This window comes from Olivibacter sp. CPCC 100613, assembly GCF_036959255.1.
Classification (GTDB): domain Bacteria; phylum Bacteroidota; class Bacteroidia; order Sphingobacteriales; family Sphingobacteriaceae; genus Olivibacter.
In genome coordinates, this window is sequence record NZ_JAWMTI010000003.1 from 467,005 (window position 1) to 485,457 (window position 18,453).

Sequence of the window (18,453 nt, forward strand, 5' to 3'; positions counted from 1 at the left end):
CTCACCAGGTTCTTTTTTCCATTAATTGATCTAGCTGTTTCTTCGTTAGCTTCACTTCCTCTTTCTGTCCCTTTAACCAGCTTAAAAAATCGATTTTTATAGGGTCATCCCATTGGTTATCAATCTGTCCTACACTGTACTTCCCTTCTTGAATTCGCTCCTTTCCGAAAGCGTCTCGCAGTTGGATAAATTCGGCGGTGACGACAACCTGTTCGGCTAAATGGGCAGGTATAAAAAGGACACCTTCTTTATTACACAAGACTAAGTCGCCGGGTAACACGATCGCACTACCGATACGTATTGGTGTGTTAAGTCCCATTAACATCGACTCTTCTAAAAAAGATGGATGGAAATCACGTACAAAAGCATTAAAACCTTTGATATCGGCCAGACCATCAAAATCACGCGCACCACCGTCAAAAACAACCCCTTTTCCCGTGCGTTGAAAGATGGTTGTTCCCAGGGTTTGTCCGATCAACGTTCCTCCTTCCACCTTTCCAAAACCGTCTGCAACGTAAACATCTCCTTTCTGCAACAGTTCAATAGGCCAAGCATTGGTATTTCCCTGAAAGCCTTTCTCATGGCCTCGTTTTAGCACAGCATCTTCTACATCAGGCCTTTTTGGCATGTAAGCTGCTGTCACAGCGCGCCCCGCAAATACTCCATTTTCATGAACTGTCTTCCAGCCATCCGCATATTGGTTATAATAACCCGCATTTCTTAGGATCGTCCAGGCATCATCAAAACCAATACGTTCTGCACGCAAAAGAAGTGTGTCAGGTATTTTAGGACGCCCATCGCTGTAACGCTCGCCTTTCCAGGATGCGGTAAGAAAGTGAAGCTCTTCTTTTGATAGTTGCTGGGCTTCACTACCGATTGCGAAGAAGAGTAACACACAGAGAACGATGAACGCTCTTCTACAGCACCGCTCATTCACGTTAAACATAGGCTATACAATCCATTTCCACCAGTGAATCGCCTGGTACACCTCCATAAGTTGCTACCGTCGTCCGCACAGGTGGTTTACTACCAAACCGTCCCTGATACACCTCGTTCATCGCTTTATAATCACCTAAGTCCGCTAAATAAACATTTACCTTCAACACCTTTTCCATCGATGATCCAGCCTTTTTTAATTCCGCTTCAAGCTCCTTAAGTACATGGTCTGTATGTGCTTTTATATCACCATCAAAATGCGCACCCTTGCCGGCGACGAATACCAAGCCATTATACTTGGTGGATCCGGAGAATAAAGGCACCTCGTCTTGTTTTGTTACATTAAAGGTTTCCTTTACGGTTGAATTGCTTCCTGCTTGGGCAATTGCATTGGCACCCAACAAACCTACCATCGAGGCAAACAGTCTTTTAATGACTGATCTTCTTTCTGTTTTCATAATGAATAAATTTGATTGTTAAACTGTTATATGGTTTTTGTTAATGTTCTGTTCGTTTTTTAGCGAGAACAATGGGATCGCTGATGCCATTCAGATCGTAAACAATTTCTCCTCCTCGCACGGTCATTTCACATTCCAGTTTCTGATCTCCCTTCACCTTATAGCCGGTGTAGTCAAAATACCCGAAAGTTCCTTCGCGTACACCTAAAATGGCAATATCAGCTTCCATACCGATGCTTAAGCTGCCCAGCTCGGGCCTTTTTATCATTTGTGCCGGCTGCCAGGTGCTTGCCGCAATTACTTGTTCTAAGCGCATGCCCATTACCAAACATTTAGACATCACACTCAGCATATCTTTCATGGCATTATTCATACTCCCTGTATGGATATCGGTACTGATCGCATCTGGGTAAAAGCCTTCTTTAACGGCCGGAATAGCCTGGCTGAAAGAAAAACTGATACCACCATAGCCTACATCAAAGTACCGCCCTTCCTCTCGCGCCTTCCATGCAAAGGATTTCACTTTTTTTGTGGTGGGATCGACGATTGACTCTCGCCCTTGGATCTGCGCAAAACAGTGGGTCAAAATATCGCCTTTCCGCAAATGGTTCAGCAGCAATTCTTCTAAGGGCAAAGGCGGCATACTGCCACCGAAATCGACCATCACCGGTAAATCGCCAGCCTGCTTCCCCGCTTCTACGGCATGGTCAACGATGGTCCAATCAGGTCCTTCAAAATGCGCAATCTTAAACCCAACGATATAAGGACGGAATTGTCTAGCAACTAAGGCGGCCATCTTCGGGTCTGTATCGTTTAAATCTTGTTCGTAAGCACCTCCACGCATTCCTTCACCAATAATGTTCAAGAATGCAAGTACCCTTGTTTTAGCATGATCTATGGTTTGATCTTTATAAATTTGAAAGTTTCTCCATCCCGGACTTCCTGCATCTACAACCGTGGTAACACCATTACGAAAAGTAAAGCCGTCCGGTGGAATAGCGGTAAAGCTATTCCTGAGGTAACTATTTGGTTCCGTTCCAAAAAAATGATGGGTATGGATATCAATCAAGCCCGGTGTAACATATAAACCTTCTGCATGAACGACTTGCTGTGCTTTCGCCTGAATTTCTTTGGCTACCTTGGCGATCTTGCCATCGGCAATGGCGATATCCATTACTTCGTTAATTCCATTCTTCGGGTCAATTACATGGCCACCTTTTATGAGTATCGTGTACTCTTGTGCCCACAAGGCTGTGTTAAACAGCGTTAGCATGGCAAAAAGTATAACTTTTCTGTACATAATATCTTTGCTAATTAGTTCGCGGGATCCCACCATACACGACTTGTTAAGGCGTTGGTCCCCCCCTGCCTTTGCATCGCTTCCCTGAAGTTCTCTCTATTATAACTTTCTTCGGTAAGGGGCACGACAAAACGCCGCGGAATCGTCCCCCCAGTTAAGTTTCCGGGATAATTGGTTGGTGTCAATTGCGGATAGCCTGTTCTTCTCCAGTTGGCAAAAATCTCGTACTCGTCTTGTAAGAATAGCGATACCCACAGTTGCGTATAAATTTGCTCTAATTTCTCATCAAAACTACCGCCATTGTTAAATGGGTTTTTTGACAGGTAATAATCAACTTTCGCATCGCTAATCTGTCCGTAGGCTCCCCATAAAGACCATTGAGCCATTCCGGCACGCACTGCTGCCTGGTACGTTTCAGCAGGGTTGGCACTGTACCATCCTCGCAAAGCAGCTTCTGTCAATAATAAATACATTTCGGCATTTGTAAGCACTAAATGCGGTGAGTCAAAGCGAAGTATTGTATTCGGATTAGGTTCAGAAAATACGGCAAAATTGCTTGGAAAAGAATTATAGCGTGCATTTGGCATGCCTTCTTGCAAGGCTGCCGTCGTATCGGCCACATAAGTTCCTGTTGCGTTTCGAACCCATACCACGGCAATTTTGTTCAAACGTGGGTCGTTCGTATTCTTTAGGTAGTCAATAAAGGTTTTCGCTAATTTCCCCCCTTCAATATTATCCACATTTTGCGGATCAAGATAATCGGTATTCAATAAACTTGTAGCAATAAAATTACGCTGTGCAACCTGCGAAGCATCTACGTACTGAATACTTGCTACATCCGCATTATTCAATACCACACCTCCCGCAATTGCCTTTTTTACCCAACTTTCGGCAAGACTCGCATCAATATTGGTCAAACGCATTCCAAGACGCAACATCAGCGAATACGCAAACTGTTTCCATTTGGTAATATTCCCACTGTAAATTAAATCACCGTCTCCAAAAGTCGATTTGGATGCATCCAATGCGTTGGCAGATTCTTCCAGTTCCTTTAGGAGATCGGTATAAATAGCAGACTGCTCATCATATTTGGGTGTATAATTCTGATTTTCAGAAGCAAAACCGGCTTCAGTATAGGGAATATCTCCGTACAGATCTGTCAAACGGTGAAAGATAAAAGCACGCCATATCCTGGCAATAGATAACAAGTTTATATTCTCAGGATCTTCACGCACAACGTCGATCACTTTCTTAATCTCAATCACTGAAGTTGAATAGGCCTCCCAACTAGTATAAGAATATGTTTCGTTAAAATATTTATCACCAGCAGCGGGAACCTCCTTATAGGTTGCCGTTTGTTGCATAGAACCTCCAATCGTTAAATAAGCAGCACCAACATAATTAGTACTAACGCCATCTAATAAGGCTTTTGTAAACATGTACTCAGGCACAACTGTCTCCGAAGCATTGGGATTCACATTCATTTCTTCAAAGCCTTTATCGCAAGAAGCAAGGGTCAGAAGAAATAAACCGGAGAAAATGTATTGAAAAAGACTTTTCATATCTTCAAATAGTTAAGCGGTTAGAATTTCACGATAAGATTAACACCAAAACTCCGGGTACGCGGAATACCAAAGGCTTCCAGTCCTTGTGCATTTCCATTGGAATAGCTCGACTCCGGATCAAAATATTTGTTCCGCTTATCCTTGTATAGTATTAAAAGGTTACGGCCGGTTAGTGAGATACTGGCACTTTGTAATTTGGTCCATTTAAGTTTCTCAATTGGTAAATTGTAGGTAAGAACAACCTGTCTCAGTTTCACAAAATCATTATCAAACATAAACATCGAGGTGTAATTTTTGTCATTATCGTAATAGGTATCAATATCTTCCGGTGCCCACGTTTTACTAAACGGATTGCCATTTTCATCTACACCTGTCACGGTCAAGCCAGTTTCACGACCAGGAAGCGTTTCCTCCGGTAAGCCAAAACGGTAAGCGTACTGATACAGATTCGAATAAACTGTGCCACCGAACTTACCATCAATCAGCACATTCAAAGAGAAATTTTTATATCGGAACGTATTATTAAGCCCCATAATTAGAGGTGAAACACCTTGACCAATCTCCTCCAATGGTCCTCTCATCGCATAACCGCTGGCCGAATTATAAACAACCTGGCCTTCTTCATTCGTTAGCTTTCTATAACCCCATATCGTTCCATAAGGCCTACCTATTACATTGCGGATACTTCCTCCTCCAACACCGTCCCCCACTACAATAGCATCTAAACCCTCTGCTAATTGCCGGATTTCGCTTTTATTGTAAGACATGTTGTAACTAATATCCCAGTTAAAATTTTCCTTTTTTATAGGATTGCCACTAAGCATCATTTCAATACCTTTGTTGTTCAAGGCACCCACATTTAACAAGGCACGGTTATAACCAGAGGCTTGAGATATATTAGATTCTACAATATCATCTGTTGTCTTACGATTATAATAGGTTAAGTCAGCACCAAGACGACCGTCTAGAAATTGTGCATCTACACCAAATTCGTAGGTCGTAGAGGTCAATGGCCTCAAATCAGGATTGTTTACCAAATCTGAAGTCAGTTCCTGAACCGGGCGACCGTTGTGGCCTCCTTGAACCATTCGATAACTCTCATTGAGTATATAAGCGGTAGGTGTAGCGCCTCCTACTTGCGCCCATGATCCACGAAGCTTTAAACCGCTTACGGCTTTTGGCATCGTCCAAGCCTCCGATACCACAAAGGTTCCTCCTACAGATGGGTAAAAAATATGGTTGTTTTGCGGACTCAATGTCGAAAACCAATCTTGGCGACCCGTAAAGGTTAAATAGGCCAAGCCTTTATAACCTACATCAGCCGATCCGAAAATCGAATTAATACCTGTTTTTTGATATAAAGGTGTCGTCGTGAGAATATTCAGATTGGTATAACTATAAAAATAAGGTACCGTAAATTCACTTCCCTCGATAGTTGTTAAATCATATACATTTCGTTGTATATTTCCTCCTAACATAGCCGAAACACTAAAATCCTGAAAGCTCTTATTATAGTTCAGATTCAACATATAGTTCGTTTCAGAAGAGGTGGCCGCCATATTTTGATAGGACCCTAACGGACGGAATGCAGTTCCCGTAGGCTGAACATATTCAGCAGAAGAGTTGTAATAATCCCGACTGGCGCTACCTTTAATAAAAAGACCATCCATGATATCATATTGCAAGCTCCCTTGCATGATATAACGATTTTTATGATCATTGTTCTGATATCGATTGACCACAAACCACGAGTTAGGAGCTTCCGCTACCGGATTCCAGCGCACTTCATTAAAATTCGCATCGTATCCCGGATATAGCGACATAATATCTACCGTATTGGCTAACATATATACCGCCCAGGAAGGGTTATCATTCGCATAACCAACTTTAGGACGATTTTTTCCCTCGTCATAATTGAATTGGGATACCGCCTCTAAATGCAATTTTTTCCCGATATTAGCATTCACCGATAAATTGGTAGTCCACCTTTTATAGGTAGAGTTCGGAAGGAGTGCCTGCGCATCCGTATTGGAAACACTGGCCCGATAGCGCAAATCTTCGTTTCCCCCGGTCAAAGCCAATGAGTTAATATATGTCTGGCCGGTTTCATAAAATTGTTGTGGGTTATTCTTAGCCGGTGAATAGGGTCTTTCAACGCCATCAAATTGGACAGTGGGTTGCCCATCCATCCGTGCACCATAAGACAACCTGCCAGTTGCAATGGCTTCTTCCTGAGTAGCCGGTTTACGCCCATCAATACCTTGGCCATATTCATACTGCCATTCGGGATACATTGATGGACGTTCAAATGTAGAGGAACTGTTAAATTCTATTCCCAGTCCTTTTTGAGCAACTCCTTTCTTGGTCGTAATCAAGACCACACCATTAGCTGCACGTGATCCATACAAGGCAGATGCCGGCCCCCCTTTTAAAACACTAATACTCTCAATATCGTCCGGATTAATGCCGGCAATACCGTCGCCTCGATCGACATTCCATCCCATGCCGGTAGAACTTGTATTGCCCCCTGGTGTCGAATTGTCCATTGGCATTCCATTGATGACATATAAGGGTTGATTATTTCCACTCAGCGATCCATTACCCCGTATAATCACACGACTTGAACCGCCTGGGCCTGTTGACATCCCCGAAACATCTACCCCTGCAACCTTTCCTACCAGCGCATTAGCAACGTTCACTTCTTTAGCTTGCGTTAATTGATCCCCACCAACTTCAGCCACCGAATACGCTAAAGCCTTTTTTTCACGTGAAATACCCAATGCGGTAACGACTACCTCATTTAATGCCTGATTATCTTCTACTAACTGTACATTTACGACATTACGACTGTTGATTGCTACCGTTTGGGTTACGTAACCCATATAACTAAATTCTAGTTCACCGCTTCCCGCTGCCTTTAAAATATAAGCTCCATCTGCTGCTGTTACTGTTCCTTTCGTACTTCCCTTTAAACGAACGCTAACACCTGGAATCCCCTGTCCCTGTGCATCCGTTACGAGCCCTTTTACCTCTATCTCTTGATGAAGATTCGCTGCGGGCCTGCCCAACACGATCCGGTTCTCAATAATTTTGTACTGGATGTTCTTCGATGTAAACAGCTGATCAAACACTTTCTGTAATGATTCCTGACGGGCTTCTATGGATACGCGTTGTGTTAAATCGATAATTTGTTTACTATAAATAAATTTGATGGCAGCTTTTTCCTCTATCAGTTTTAAAACCTGCAGTAGATCCTGTCCCTTTATGGTGAGGTTAATGCGTTTAGAAAGGTCCAATGTGTTTTCGGGTTGCTTTGCAAACGTAGGAACATGAATCGTAAGCACAACCAATAGCCCAAATAAACAGGACCTATTCGCTATGAATGTCCTAAGGTTGATTCTCATATAATTGCTGTTTGATGGTTAAAATATAGGCAAATAGCGCCCGGTACAGTTGCTTATATTTGATGTTTTTTAATCTAAAATACAGCCACTGTCTTAATAAAGCTTAATTATTAATTATAAGTTAATTGTGATTTGCTAAGTTTTCATATGGGTAGTAATTAATGCGATGATAGGTTATTTATTCTTAATCAACCTGATGCGATCTCCGGAAATCTCATATTGAAGGTTGAGCGATTGACTGATTATTTCCATGATAGAAATTAAGTTGAGCTGATTAAAATCGGCTGTTAACGTATAATTTTCGAGTTTCTTTTCCTGAAAATTGATTTGCACATTGAACGTACTATCCAGCAGGCGGGCAATGTCTTTGAGCGGTTTATCTTCAAAGGACATACTTCTTTTCTTCCACATCTTTACAGATGACCGGGGTGCTTCTTTCGTTTTTATCAGATAGGCCTCATTCTTGTTAAAGCGTACTTTTTGATCGGCTACCAGTAGAATTTCTTGCTTACCTTTTATCTTTTCAGTTATACTGACATTTTCATCGATACGGCTAACTGCCACCATGCCCGTCACAACCGATACTTCTTCTTCCCTACTCCCTCCGCTCCTTATTCGGAAGCTTGTCCCGAGAACTTTTGTTCGTAGCTCGCCACTATTGATAAGGAAAGGTCTATTTGGGTCTTTTGCTATCTCAAAAAATACATCACCCCGCATCGTCACCTCTCGAAGATTGCTATTAAAGGTATTCGTATATTGCAAAGACGATTGCGGTGCCAACCAAATTACACTACCGTCCGGCAATTGATGCTTCAAAATGGTTCTATTTTCGTTTTTAACCAACACCATTGAATCCGCTCGGAAAAAGTTCTCCAACCGTCCACTTAGTAAAAACCAGGTAAAAGCAGTCAACACAATCGTTGCAGCGGCTACCCAAATTTTAAACATTTGGCTCCTTCCACCTAAGCTCTTCGTAATGAGCTCCCCATCTTCGTTCGTTATGTAAGAAAGGCCGCTTCTCGTTTTAATGTTCTGCAACATTCGTGCTTTCAAAAGCTTATTTTCCCGTATCTGGTCGAATTCCTCAGCAGATAATGAGTTTCCCATCGTCTCATACCATTCCTCAACCAGCTTTGCTTCCTCTGCACTACATCTTTTGTCAAGGTATTTCTTTAGTAAAGCCTCGGAAATTTCGCTCTTCATTTTATAGTATATCTTTTATTTATAATAGCTTCCAATTGTATAGTCGTTTCAAACTCCGCCATCCCCTACGCTGTTGTAAAAAAAATATTTTTTTATGCTATAAGCTTAACTGCGACCTAACATAAATAATACAGCAATAAAAGATGAAACGAATAAAGCTTCATCGCCACTTTCAACCTGCTAAGCGCCTTAGTCAGCTGATTCTCAACTGTTTTTTCAGATATTCCCAATAAATCAGCTATTTCCTTATTACTCTTAAATTCCTTTCTGCTTAACTCATAGATATAACGGCAACGGTCGGGCAATAATCGAACATGATTTTCTATCTGATCTTGCAATTCGTTAAAAGCTATTCGTTTTTCGGTTGAATTGTCGAAGTCTTTAAAATGGCCTTTATAAAACTCTCTATAATTTTTCCGTACGATTTCTTTTTGCAAAGAACTTATTACCAAGTATCGTACAGAAGTAAATAAATAGGCCGCTACTGAGCTGTGGATTTGTATTTTTTTCCGATTGAGCCATATACTCGTAAATAAATCCTGGACAATTTCTTCCGCTAATTCGGCTTTTCTTATTCGCCTGATGGCTTCGGTATACAATTTATACCAATAACGATTATATAGCTCTTCAAAGGATGATTCGCTTCCCTCTATACAGGCATGGAAAAGTTCTTCATCTGAAAACTTTTTTAAATCTTTCATAATCAAGCTTTAAACCATAAAAATTCCGTTACGTCACCATGCTCCCATATGAAGTCAATGATATTTACTTACATTATTTTCTATTAAACACGAAGGTCCCGCAACGCTTATATATGATAAATAATTGGTCAGCGTATTATTTTTTGGAAGACTATAAAATGAGTTTAACAAACTTAGATAAATTGCTGTTTAAATGCAAATTACTTTAGCTAGATTAGGGAAATCTCTTTAAAAAAGAAGTTTTATTTTTGCTAATTTTTCATTTAATATATGTTCTTTTCCTTGGATGAAAAGAGAACCAAAACCGAAGAACGTAGTGATGAGTTCATGCACACCTTTGAAAACAAGCAAAAGTAAATAAATCAAGGCGGTGTAGGCTACCTTGCATCTGATGGCAAAGCATTCATGGCACGTATTGGAGCCGTCTCACTTCCTCAATCCGCTTGGGTATTGCAAGATGAACAAGCGTGCAAATACTTCGCTACTCGTTGCTTCGGTATCCTCCAAGGCCGTTTAACCTAGGCACAGGGCTATATTTAGAGCTGAAGAAATGATACGTACGGTTAAAAGCATTAACCGTTGGCTTTGGAAAATGTCGCATAGGAAATTTGCGGTTTGCATGTTGATGCACTACCGTTTAAAGCAAAGTTCCAAGTGACGAGTTTATTCGCGTTTTGTCCATTTTGGCGCTCATGAGCTCCCTACGGTCGGTTTTGGTTACTTTTTTCATCATTTGTTAGTTTTCAATGGCATTCAAGCTAATCGTGGTCTGCGGAAGAAAGTGACAAAAATAAACGTTCTTTCAATATATACGCCTTCATCTGTAGGCCAAAGGCGAATTCCCTGTAGCTAGATAAATAATTCCACATTTTTTACGAGTCATTCATGACAGATGACACTAGTCCTGATCTGGACATTAAAAAATGCAAAAAGCCCAAACGCTTGGGAACGTCGGGCTTTCTGCTTTTATCCAACCTAAACCTTATTGATAAAACAACCAGCGGAAGGATTTGTTTTACGAATCATTATTTATACGTCACACAGATAAATAATAACACAGAACGAACGAGTAATGAATAATGAGTAACTGATAGCTAATAACCGACTAGCTACAGTCGTTTCACGCGTATATTCTTAAAATGTACTTCTGATCCATGTCCTAAAAACCCAAAATGGCCGGATTTCCGTTTAAGGCCAGGATGATCACGTCCATCGAGGGTACCATTTTTTGAAGCCTCAGCGATATCTCCATCTAAGATAACCGTTCCATTCAAGGTCACCTTAATCTTATTCCCTTTCACGTAGATTTCTTCGTCATTCCATTCGCCCATCGGTTTAAGGAAACCTCTCTTAGCGGGAATTACACCGTACACGGACCCATGATATTGATATTTCTTGAGATCTTTATATATAGCAGCCTCATTGTCCAACACTTGTATTTCTATGCCTTTATAGGCCGCATCACCTTCTAAAGGTGCTCTGATACCAATACCATTATTTGCACCGGGTGTCAATCGAAAGCTAAAGCGATAGATAAAATCGCTGAATTCTTCTTTTGAATACAAGTTTCCACCGGAATCCTTCACAGGATAGCACGCTAATGTTCCTTCATCACTGATGGTATAAGCGCTTGTATTTCCGGTCCAGTGATCTAAGTTTGAACCATCGAATAAAACAGCAAAACCAGCTGTTTTTTCTTCCTTGCTTAACGTGAACACCTCTTTTCTGGGCATCTCTTTGATATAGATATCGCGATAAGCAACTTCTGTACCATGTGCTTGCAGTTCAATTTGCTCTACTGGAAAAATCGGTTGATTTCTATCCCAATAGTTTTCTAATGGAACCTCCTTGGTTACTAGCTGACCATTAAGGTATACCGTAACCCTTTCCCCCTTCATAATAATACGAAAGGTATTCCACTCACCCAATGCATTATCCGCTACTTTAAGGGGTTTACTTTCGTTCTGCTGGTTGTTATAGAGACCGCCGGAACCTACCTGGGCGCCGACATTTACCCTTGATGTATCCCAAATCTGAACTTGTGGTGTTCCACGTAGATAAATACCGGCATCACCTTCTTTACCTATGGGGCTCAATTTCCAATCCACTAGCATTTCAAAATCACCATACTGCTTCATGGTGGCGATATTATCACCTTTACCCTTAAAGTAAAGGACTCCGTCTTTCACATACCAACCACTCCGCATAGATTCATCGGCCTTTTGCTGCGCACCGGACAGTTCTTTGGCTGTCATTTTTGCACGTTTAACGGGATTTTCTACCAGGCCCTTCCAACCGGTTAAATCTTTTCCGTTAAAAAGTGACACAAAGCCTCGCCCTTTCGGCAATTCATTGATGTGTTTAATTAAGGCTTGCTTTAAATAATCACTGTCTTGTCCACTTAGTGCATCTACTGTTTTAGCCAAAATAACACTTACCTCTTCACCATAGAGACTAGGATTTGATAAAGCGATATTCAATACGGCCATGGCGGCAGCGGATTTCAAATCGGGATCGTCCAAATACTTCCCAGCAAAAATGAGTGCATTATAGGTAAAGTTGTTACTCAGTGCACCTAATATTATTCTTTTTTGTTGAACGCTTTGTGCAACCCCCATGGCATCACGTAAAAGCAACACCTTTTGCTCTGCAGGAAAGTCACTTTGCGTCGTTAGGCGTACGATACCGCTTAAAATTTGATCCAATTGTTTTGCATCATTCGTTACGCGGCTCAATTTTACCAGCTCGGGTAAGGCACCATTATCGTTCCAGTTGGCGAGTGCTTCAATAGCAGCGGCTTTCAGCTTCGCGTCATTTCCATTAAGTACTTCAAGCACCGGCTGCAAAGCCTTCCCCTCTCCTATTCCTGAGAAAACATTTAAATAAAGCGCCTTTTCGTTTGGACTTGCCGACTGATAGCTTGTCAATAAAGATTGTATATCTTGCTCTTTTTGCTGACTTCCCTGAACGGCAGCAACGATTGCCTGCTGCACCGACCGGACTTCTTTTTCATTGGTTGTTGCTGATAACAAAGAGGTTAATACAGTCAGGTTTTCAGATCTAGCGATGGCAGGTAAGGCACCATAAGCCGCTTCTTTTACACTTGGTTCAGTGCTTTTCAACAAGGCCGTTACAGCAGAAAAGCTTTCATTTGCGCCCCTATTGGCCAGTACTTGCATAATAGTGATCTGATCAGTCGGCGTCGCAGTTGCCAAGGGCGTAATCAATTGATTGGTCAATCCTTCGCCATTCATGGTGAAAAAAGCCTCTTTAACCGCTTCTCTTTCACTATCCTTAGAAGTGGCCAACAACTTCAATAACTCCGATGTTCCAGCTACTTCTTTTAGTTTTCCGTAAGCCTTAATCGCCGTTATCTTAACAAGTGTATCATCACTTTTTAGCGCTTTCTCAACAAAGGGAAGCGCATCTTCCTCTTTTGTGTCAGCTAGCGCTTTTATAATGGCAGCCTGTGTCTCCGGAGTCGTCTTTTTACTCACTTTACCCCACTTCTCAATGGACGTGCCTTTTAAATAAGGTTGTGCTAATTTTAAGGCGGCAATACTATACGCTTTATTCTCATCCCTGGATGCCTTTACTAAATCAGGCACATATTCCTCTCCGTATATGTGTGTTAAAATATTCAGTCCCGCAATACGCGTGGGGGTATGTGCATCGTCTACTTTCAACAAAGTTTTTGCCACTTTTTCGGCCAATTCCCTATTCCCTTTAACAAGTAAGTTGTTTGCATAATTAATATAGGAAGCGGTCGCTTTTGATTCGTCGTAACCGAAGCTAACTTTTTCCGCCGATGCCTTTAATAGTTCTTCTGAAGAAGGGTCGGCCAATTTTGCTAATGCGTACAAGGCTGTTTTTCTAACATTCAGTTCTTCGGAGCCGGCAAAGGGTGCGATGGCAGATGCTGCCGGCACATAATCCGCATCCCCTATGGCTTCGAGTATGTAGGTTATGTTTCTGCCTTTTGCGGAAGGTAGCGCAGCACTAAGGGCTTTTCCCGCTTCACCAGTGCGAATTCGCGCTAACGTACGTGCGGCACGGTCACCTAGATACTCATCTTGAAGATAAGCTGAAACAGCAGCTACAGCCTCGTCTTTTCCAGCATTCGTAAGCAGGTTCAGAACATATCCTTTATTGTTTTTATCCTGCAGCTTTTCTAAAGCGGCTAATGCTCCTTGTACAAATTTGGAGCGCATCGACTCTTTTCCATTTTGCATAACAAAATAGGAATAACTGTTCGTTGCATATTCAATCTTAGCATTGTCTTCTCCTTGCGGCTTTAGCTGTAAAAGTAGGGTGCTGATATCATCAGCAGTAAATTGATCGAGTTGCGCCATTGCTGCTTGAAGTTTATCAGCATTCGGAGCAGGCTGTGTCGCCAACAAATCGGCGATCTTAGTAGTGGTAGTACGCCGATCATCTTGCTGTGCGGAAGCCGGTGGATGGGCGAGCATGAAAGCAAGAATGGAGGCATATATATAATTCTTCATATTGGTTTTAATAGTTCGTGATAATTAATTTATGTTAGATGGTCCATGGCCCACGCATGGGCTGATCAATAAGACGATTCGCGGCTTCGTCGTCAACGAACAGCTGCTTTTCGGGATCAAATTTTAACGATCTTCCCAACCTAACCGATGCCAAGCCCATATTCACCAAGGTACAAGAACGATAACCATTATCTTCGTTTAAAGCAAATTTCTGTCTCTTTTTCACGGCTTCAACGAAATCAACTACTTGCTCCTCCGGTTCGGGATAAGTGGCGAGCTTGCGTTCCATATCCGGAATATCTGATTTAAACCCGGGGTATAACTTCCCATTCGGGCCATCAATATAAGGTACGTCTTTGTCTTTCCCTTCACCATCTAAAATAATTTTGCATCCATCAGCATAAGTATATTCAATCCGCCTCCAGGTACCAACGGCATCGCTATGCTGTTGCGGTGCATCTACTTCAACAGAGACAGGGCTTTCATTATCTTTACCCAAAAAATATTGTATCGGATCTAAGTAATGTTGGCCCATATCGCCTAAACCACCTCCGTCATAGTCCCAATAACCACGGAAGGTTTGATGTACGCGATGGGCATTATAGGGTTTATACTGGGCAGGTCCCAACCACATATCGTAATTCAGTTCACTAGGTACCTGCTCGGGTACCAGGTTTTCTTTTCCAACCCAATAAAATTTCCAATCAAAACCCGTATGCCTGCTAACCGTAACTTTGAGTGGCCAACCAAGCATACCCGAATTCACTAGTTTTTTTATCTTCTTTACCGGAACGGCCATTCCGTAAAAGTTATCCTTAAACCTAAACCAGGTGTTTAATCTAAAAATTCTTCCATGCTGCTGCACAGCCTCTTTCACTCGTTTTCCTTCGCCTATTGTGCGTGTCATGGGTTTTTCGCACCAGATATCTTTACCCGCTCTGGCGGCTTCCGCTGCCATGATACCATGCCAATGAGGAGGTGTGGCGATGTGAACGATATCAACTTCCGGAAGTTGGATCAATTCGCGAAAGTCGGAAAGCTGTTTGACTCCTGTGTCATTCAGCTGTTTCATTGCAATAGCCAAATGTCGTGTATCGACATCACAGATAGCAACTGTCTTGGTTCCGGCATAAGAAAAGTGACCGCGTCCCATAGCGCCAACACCGATAATACCTTTTGTTAAATGGTCACTCGGGGCCAAATATCCTTGTCCTCCCAGTACAAACCGCGGGACGATGCTAAATGCTGCCGCTGCTAAGGCAGACTTTTTGATAAAATCCCTTCTCGAGGTACTTTTTTCTTTCATTTGTGCTCTAATTTTGGTTTCAGGAATTCTCTTTCAAAAACAAATTTGATCTCAAGAAAATCCATTCGATTTATTGTTTCAAGTATTGACTATTCGTTATGATATTCTTCGCGTTCAAGGAAATTTTTAACTTGTCTTTTATTAAATTATCAGACCGATTAACGGAGATTAGTTTGAACAAAGCTCCGCTTATCCGATAAATCAAGGATACGATTTATTGCACCAATAAAAAGCTAGATGGTTCATAATACGACGTATCGATCTAGCGAAATGTCGAGGCTGTCAATCAATAAAACGATCATGTCCGACCATAATGGCTGTCAATTTAATAATAAATTCATAGGATTACCAATTTTATTCGTCACGCAAACGGTTGCGTTAATAAAAAGCCTTTCGTAAAACTGCCAAGCTTTTCGGAACAGCCGTTAAGGGATCTTCCTTTCCTTCCATTTCCAAGGAAATATACCCTTTAAAGTTCGTTCGGCGTAGTATGTCAGCGATACGTTGGTAATCTAAATCTAATGTATACCATTCTCCTCCTCCATAATATGTCTTTGCTTGAACAATCGTTGCATAAGGAGCTAACTGCTCAAATTGACTATATGGATCACCGGCAAAATTCCCGGTATCCAGATTCAACCCCATTGCCGGTGAATTTTTTAGCGCATTGTATATTCGCAACAATCCATCTACTTGTGTTGTAAGACCCCAATGGTTCTCAATGGCTAAGATGACACCTTCTTGTTCTGCTTTTACCAGACATTCTCCCGTAGCATCAATCACCCATTTGAATGCATCATCGTCTGTATAACCTTCTAACGGAACTTCTTTTCCCTTCACGGCCATTAACTCATCAAAAGTTCCTGCCGTATTCCATCTACCCGAGTTTAATCGAACACAGGGAATACCCATTTGCACAGCAAGGTCAATACAATGTTTGGTATGGGCGATGTGTTTTTTTCGCTCTTCGTTATCAGGTGATACAAAATCCTGGTGAATAGATAACATGGGCAATGCCAAACCACTTTCGAAAGCAAGACGTTTCAATTTATTCATGTAACCAATCGATTCGCTTTCCATTTGCCGGTGTAATATTTCTACACCATCAAAGCCTAACTTCGCAGCCTGTTCTATGACTTGTTCAATCGGAAATTTTTTCTGTTTAAAATGCCAATAAGAATAAGTAGAAACGCTCATGGGGTTACGTTTAATACCGCCCGATTCCTGGATCATTGATTTAGTTGGGGCATAAGGGCCCATAAATGTCGCTAGTCCAGCCATCGAAGCCTTCTTTAAAAAATTTCTTCTCTCTTGATGTGTATGCCTATTTTTTATCATGATTTTTGGTTTAAAAATGAGAGGCCTGCTTCTATAAACAGCCTCTCATCAGTAAAAAAAACTTTTATTGATTTTGTTTTAAAACATCCGCGCCCATGATATCAATCTGTGTTTGCGGAATGGGAAAGTATTCATTTTTTCCAGCAGTAAAACTAGCACCCTGTAAATACGTTCTTTTCTGCTTCTCTTTTTCAAGATACGTATTTAATGTTTCGGCAGCAATATTCCAGCGCACCAAGTCAAAAAAGCGATGCCCTTCTAAAGCTAGCTCAAGCCTTCTTTCAAATCGAACAGCTTGACGTGCATAATCCTGGTTTGGAAATGAAGGGTATTCTTTTATAACATAGGTTGCTGCAGGTGCGCCATTATCTGTTGTTACAACTTCATTTGCCGCTCGTCGCCTAATTTGATTCACCAATTCAAGTGCCTTTGCCAAATCGCCATCCTCAACAGCAATTTCGGCCCGTAATAATAATACTTCTGCATATCTTAAGGCCCGATAATTATTTGAATTCGCCCTGGGTGATTCTGCACCTGCATTATCTCCATCTGCGGCAAAGAATTTTTTGAATGTATACGGGCCTGCAAAACTTTGATCACGTATCCAATTTCTGCCAGGATGAACGCCCCAGTTAAGAAAAGGAATGCCGCGTCTACCCACTGTCCAATCTAAACGAGGGTCCAAATTACCTGTATAAGGTTCGAAAGGATCAGAAGATGCCAACCCCTCGTCATTTTTAACATCTACCTCGTTAAAATTAGTTAATAATGGCAAACCGTTTTCATCGGTTTTAAAAGCATTTACTAAATTTTGGGAAGGTTGAAAAAAACCACAGCAACCGCCAGGCCCCGAACCATAAGGAAAATTCAAATTATCGCCCCAGAAACCATTCTGCCCATTTCCGCCATCACCAACGGACATTTGAACTTCTAAGATAGATTCCACATTGTTCTCAGTCGCCACCCGGAAATTATCATGAAAATTGGCAACTAATTCAAAAGGTCCATTATTTATAATATCATCCAACAAGGGTCTGGCAGCCTCATAGTCTTGCTGAAACATATGAATTTTAGCCAGTACGGCTTTTGCTGTCCATTGACTTGCCCTTCCTACCTCTTTCTTGTTGGGCGACAAATTCTCCACTGCAAATTGTAAATCGGCCTCGATCATAGGCCAGATATCCTGATCGTTTGGTAAATTAAAAAAGTCGGTCACATTTTCATCGACGTAAGGCACCATGTTCCACATTTTCTTTGCCTCAAAATGATACCAGGCACGTAAAAATCTCGCCTCAGCGGTAGCCTGTGCTACCTCCTCTTCCGTCATGTCGGTGGTTCGCTTAATCAACTTTAATACATCATTTGCACGTGATACACCGTCGTACACGGTAATCCACTTCTCATTAAAAGCGGCAATGTCGGGTTGACTAACATAACGTTCTATGGTTGTTATTTGTGCCTGATCCCCCACATCACTTCCTTTATATGCATCGTCCGACGCCACCGAACCATAAATCCAATTACTCGCCGACGAGGTGAATGTATATCCTGACCCCACACCGTCTAACAAACTGTAAGCACCGATCAAAACTCCGTCAACACCGGATTTTGTAGCTAATAGTTCTTCATCAGCTAATCCTAGTGGCTTCTTTTCTAAGAAACTCTTACCGCAACCCTGAACGAGAAAAAGAATGAATGATGTATATATCAATAAATTTAATCTTTTCATAATACATT

General features: G+C 41.6%; 11 protein-coding genes. All 11 read right to left on the reverse strand.

From position 1 onward, the window contains the following. Nucleotide 1: 1 nt before the first annotated feature. On the reverse strand, nucleotides 2-946 hold the full coding sequence (locus RYH73_RS13000; RefSeq protein WP_335313866.1) for an RraA family protein: 945 nt from the start codon (nucleotides 944-946) through the stop codon (nucleotides 2-4). Next, the gene (locus RYH73_RS13005; RefSeq protein WP_335313867.1) at nucleotides 939-1,394 is read right to left on the reverse strand and encodes a RidA family protein; all 456 of its coding nucleotides are present in this window, start codon (nucleotides 1,392-1,394) and stop codon (nucleotides 939-941) included. The genes RYH73_RS13000 and RYH73_RS13005 overlap by 8 nt, the downstream gene beginning before the upstream one ends. Nucleotides 1,395-1,434: 40 nt before the next feature. Then, complete coding sequence (locus RYH73_RS13010; RefSeq protein WP_335313868.1) at nucleotides 1,435-2,694, reverse strand: amidohydrolase/deacetylase family metallohydrolase; 1,260 nt, start codon at nucleotides 2,692-2,694, stop codon at nucleotides 1,435-1,437. Nucleotides 2,695-2,708: 14 nt separating this feature from the next. Beyond that, nucleotides 2,709-4,256 carry a SusD/RagB family nutrient-binding outer membrane lipoprotein gene (locus tag RYH73_RS13015; protein WP_335313869.1) on the reverse strand — a complete coding sequence of 516 codons (1,548 nt, stop codon included), beginning with the start codon at nucleotides 4,254-4,256 and terminating at the stop codon, nucleotides 2,709-2,711. A 20-nt stretch (nucleotides 4,257-4,276) separates the two neighbouring features. Next, on the reverse strand, nucleotides 4,277-7,663 hold the full coding sequence (locus tag RYH73_RS13020; protein ID WP_335313870.1) for a SusC/RagA family TonB-linked outer membrane protein: 3,387 nt from the start codon (nucleotides 7,661-7,663) through the stop codon (nucleotides 4,277-4,279). A 174-nt stretch (nucleotides 7,664-7,837) separates the two neighbouring features. Continuing rightward, entirely contained in the window at nucleotides 7,838-8,866 is a 1,029-nt protein-coding gene (locus RYH73_RS13025; RefSeq protein WP_335313871.1) for a FecR family protein, read from the reverse strand. Between the two features lie 116 nt (nucleotides 8,867-8,982). Then, nucleotides 8,983-9,567 carry an RNA polymerase sigma factor gene (locus tag RYH73_RS13030; protein ID WP_335313872.1) on the reverse strand — a complete coding sequence of 195 codons (585 nt, stop codon included), beginning with the start codon at nucleotides 9,565-9,567 and terminating at the stop codon, nucleotides 8,983-8,985. A gap of 1,109 nt (nucleotides 9,568-10,676) precedes the next feature. After that, nucleotides 10,677-14,072, reverse strand: coding sequence for a DUF1080 domain-containing protein (locus RYH73_RS13035; protein ID WP_335313873.1), 3,396 nt, complete (start codon nucleotides 14,070-14,072; stop codon nucleotides 10,677-10,679). Nucleotides 14,073-14,106: 34 nt separating this feature from the next. Next, nucleotides 14,107-15,378 carry a Gfo/Idh/MocA family oxidoreductase gene (locus RYH73_RS13040; RefSeq protein ID WP_335313874.1) on the reverse strand — a complete coding sequence of 424 codons (1,272 nt, stop codon included), beginning with the start codon at nucleotides 15,376-15,378 and terminating at the stop codon, nucleotides 14,107-14,109. A gap of 378 nt (nucleotides 15,379-15,756) precedes the next feature. Further along, complete coding sequence (locus tag RYH73_RS13045) at nucleotides 15,757-16,716, reverse strand: sugar phosphate isomerase/epimerase family protein (RefSeq protein ID WP_335313875.1); 960 nt, start codon at nucleotides 16,714-16,716, stop codon at nucleotides 15,757-15,759. Nucleotides 16,717-16,780: 64 nt separating this feature from the next. After that, on the reverse strand, nucleotides 16,781-18,445 hold the full coding sequence (locus RYH73_RS13050; protein WP_335313876.1) for a RagB/SusD family nutrient uptake outer membrane protein: 1,665 nt from the start codon (nucleotides 18,443-18,445) through the stop codon (nucleotides 16,781-16,783). Nucleotides 18,446-18,453 lie beyond the last annotated feature (8 nt).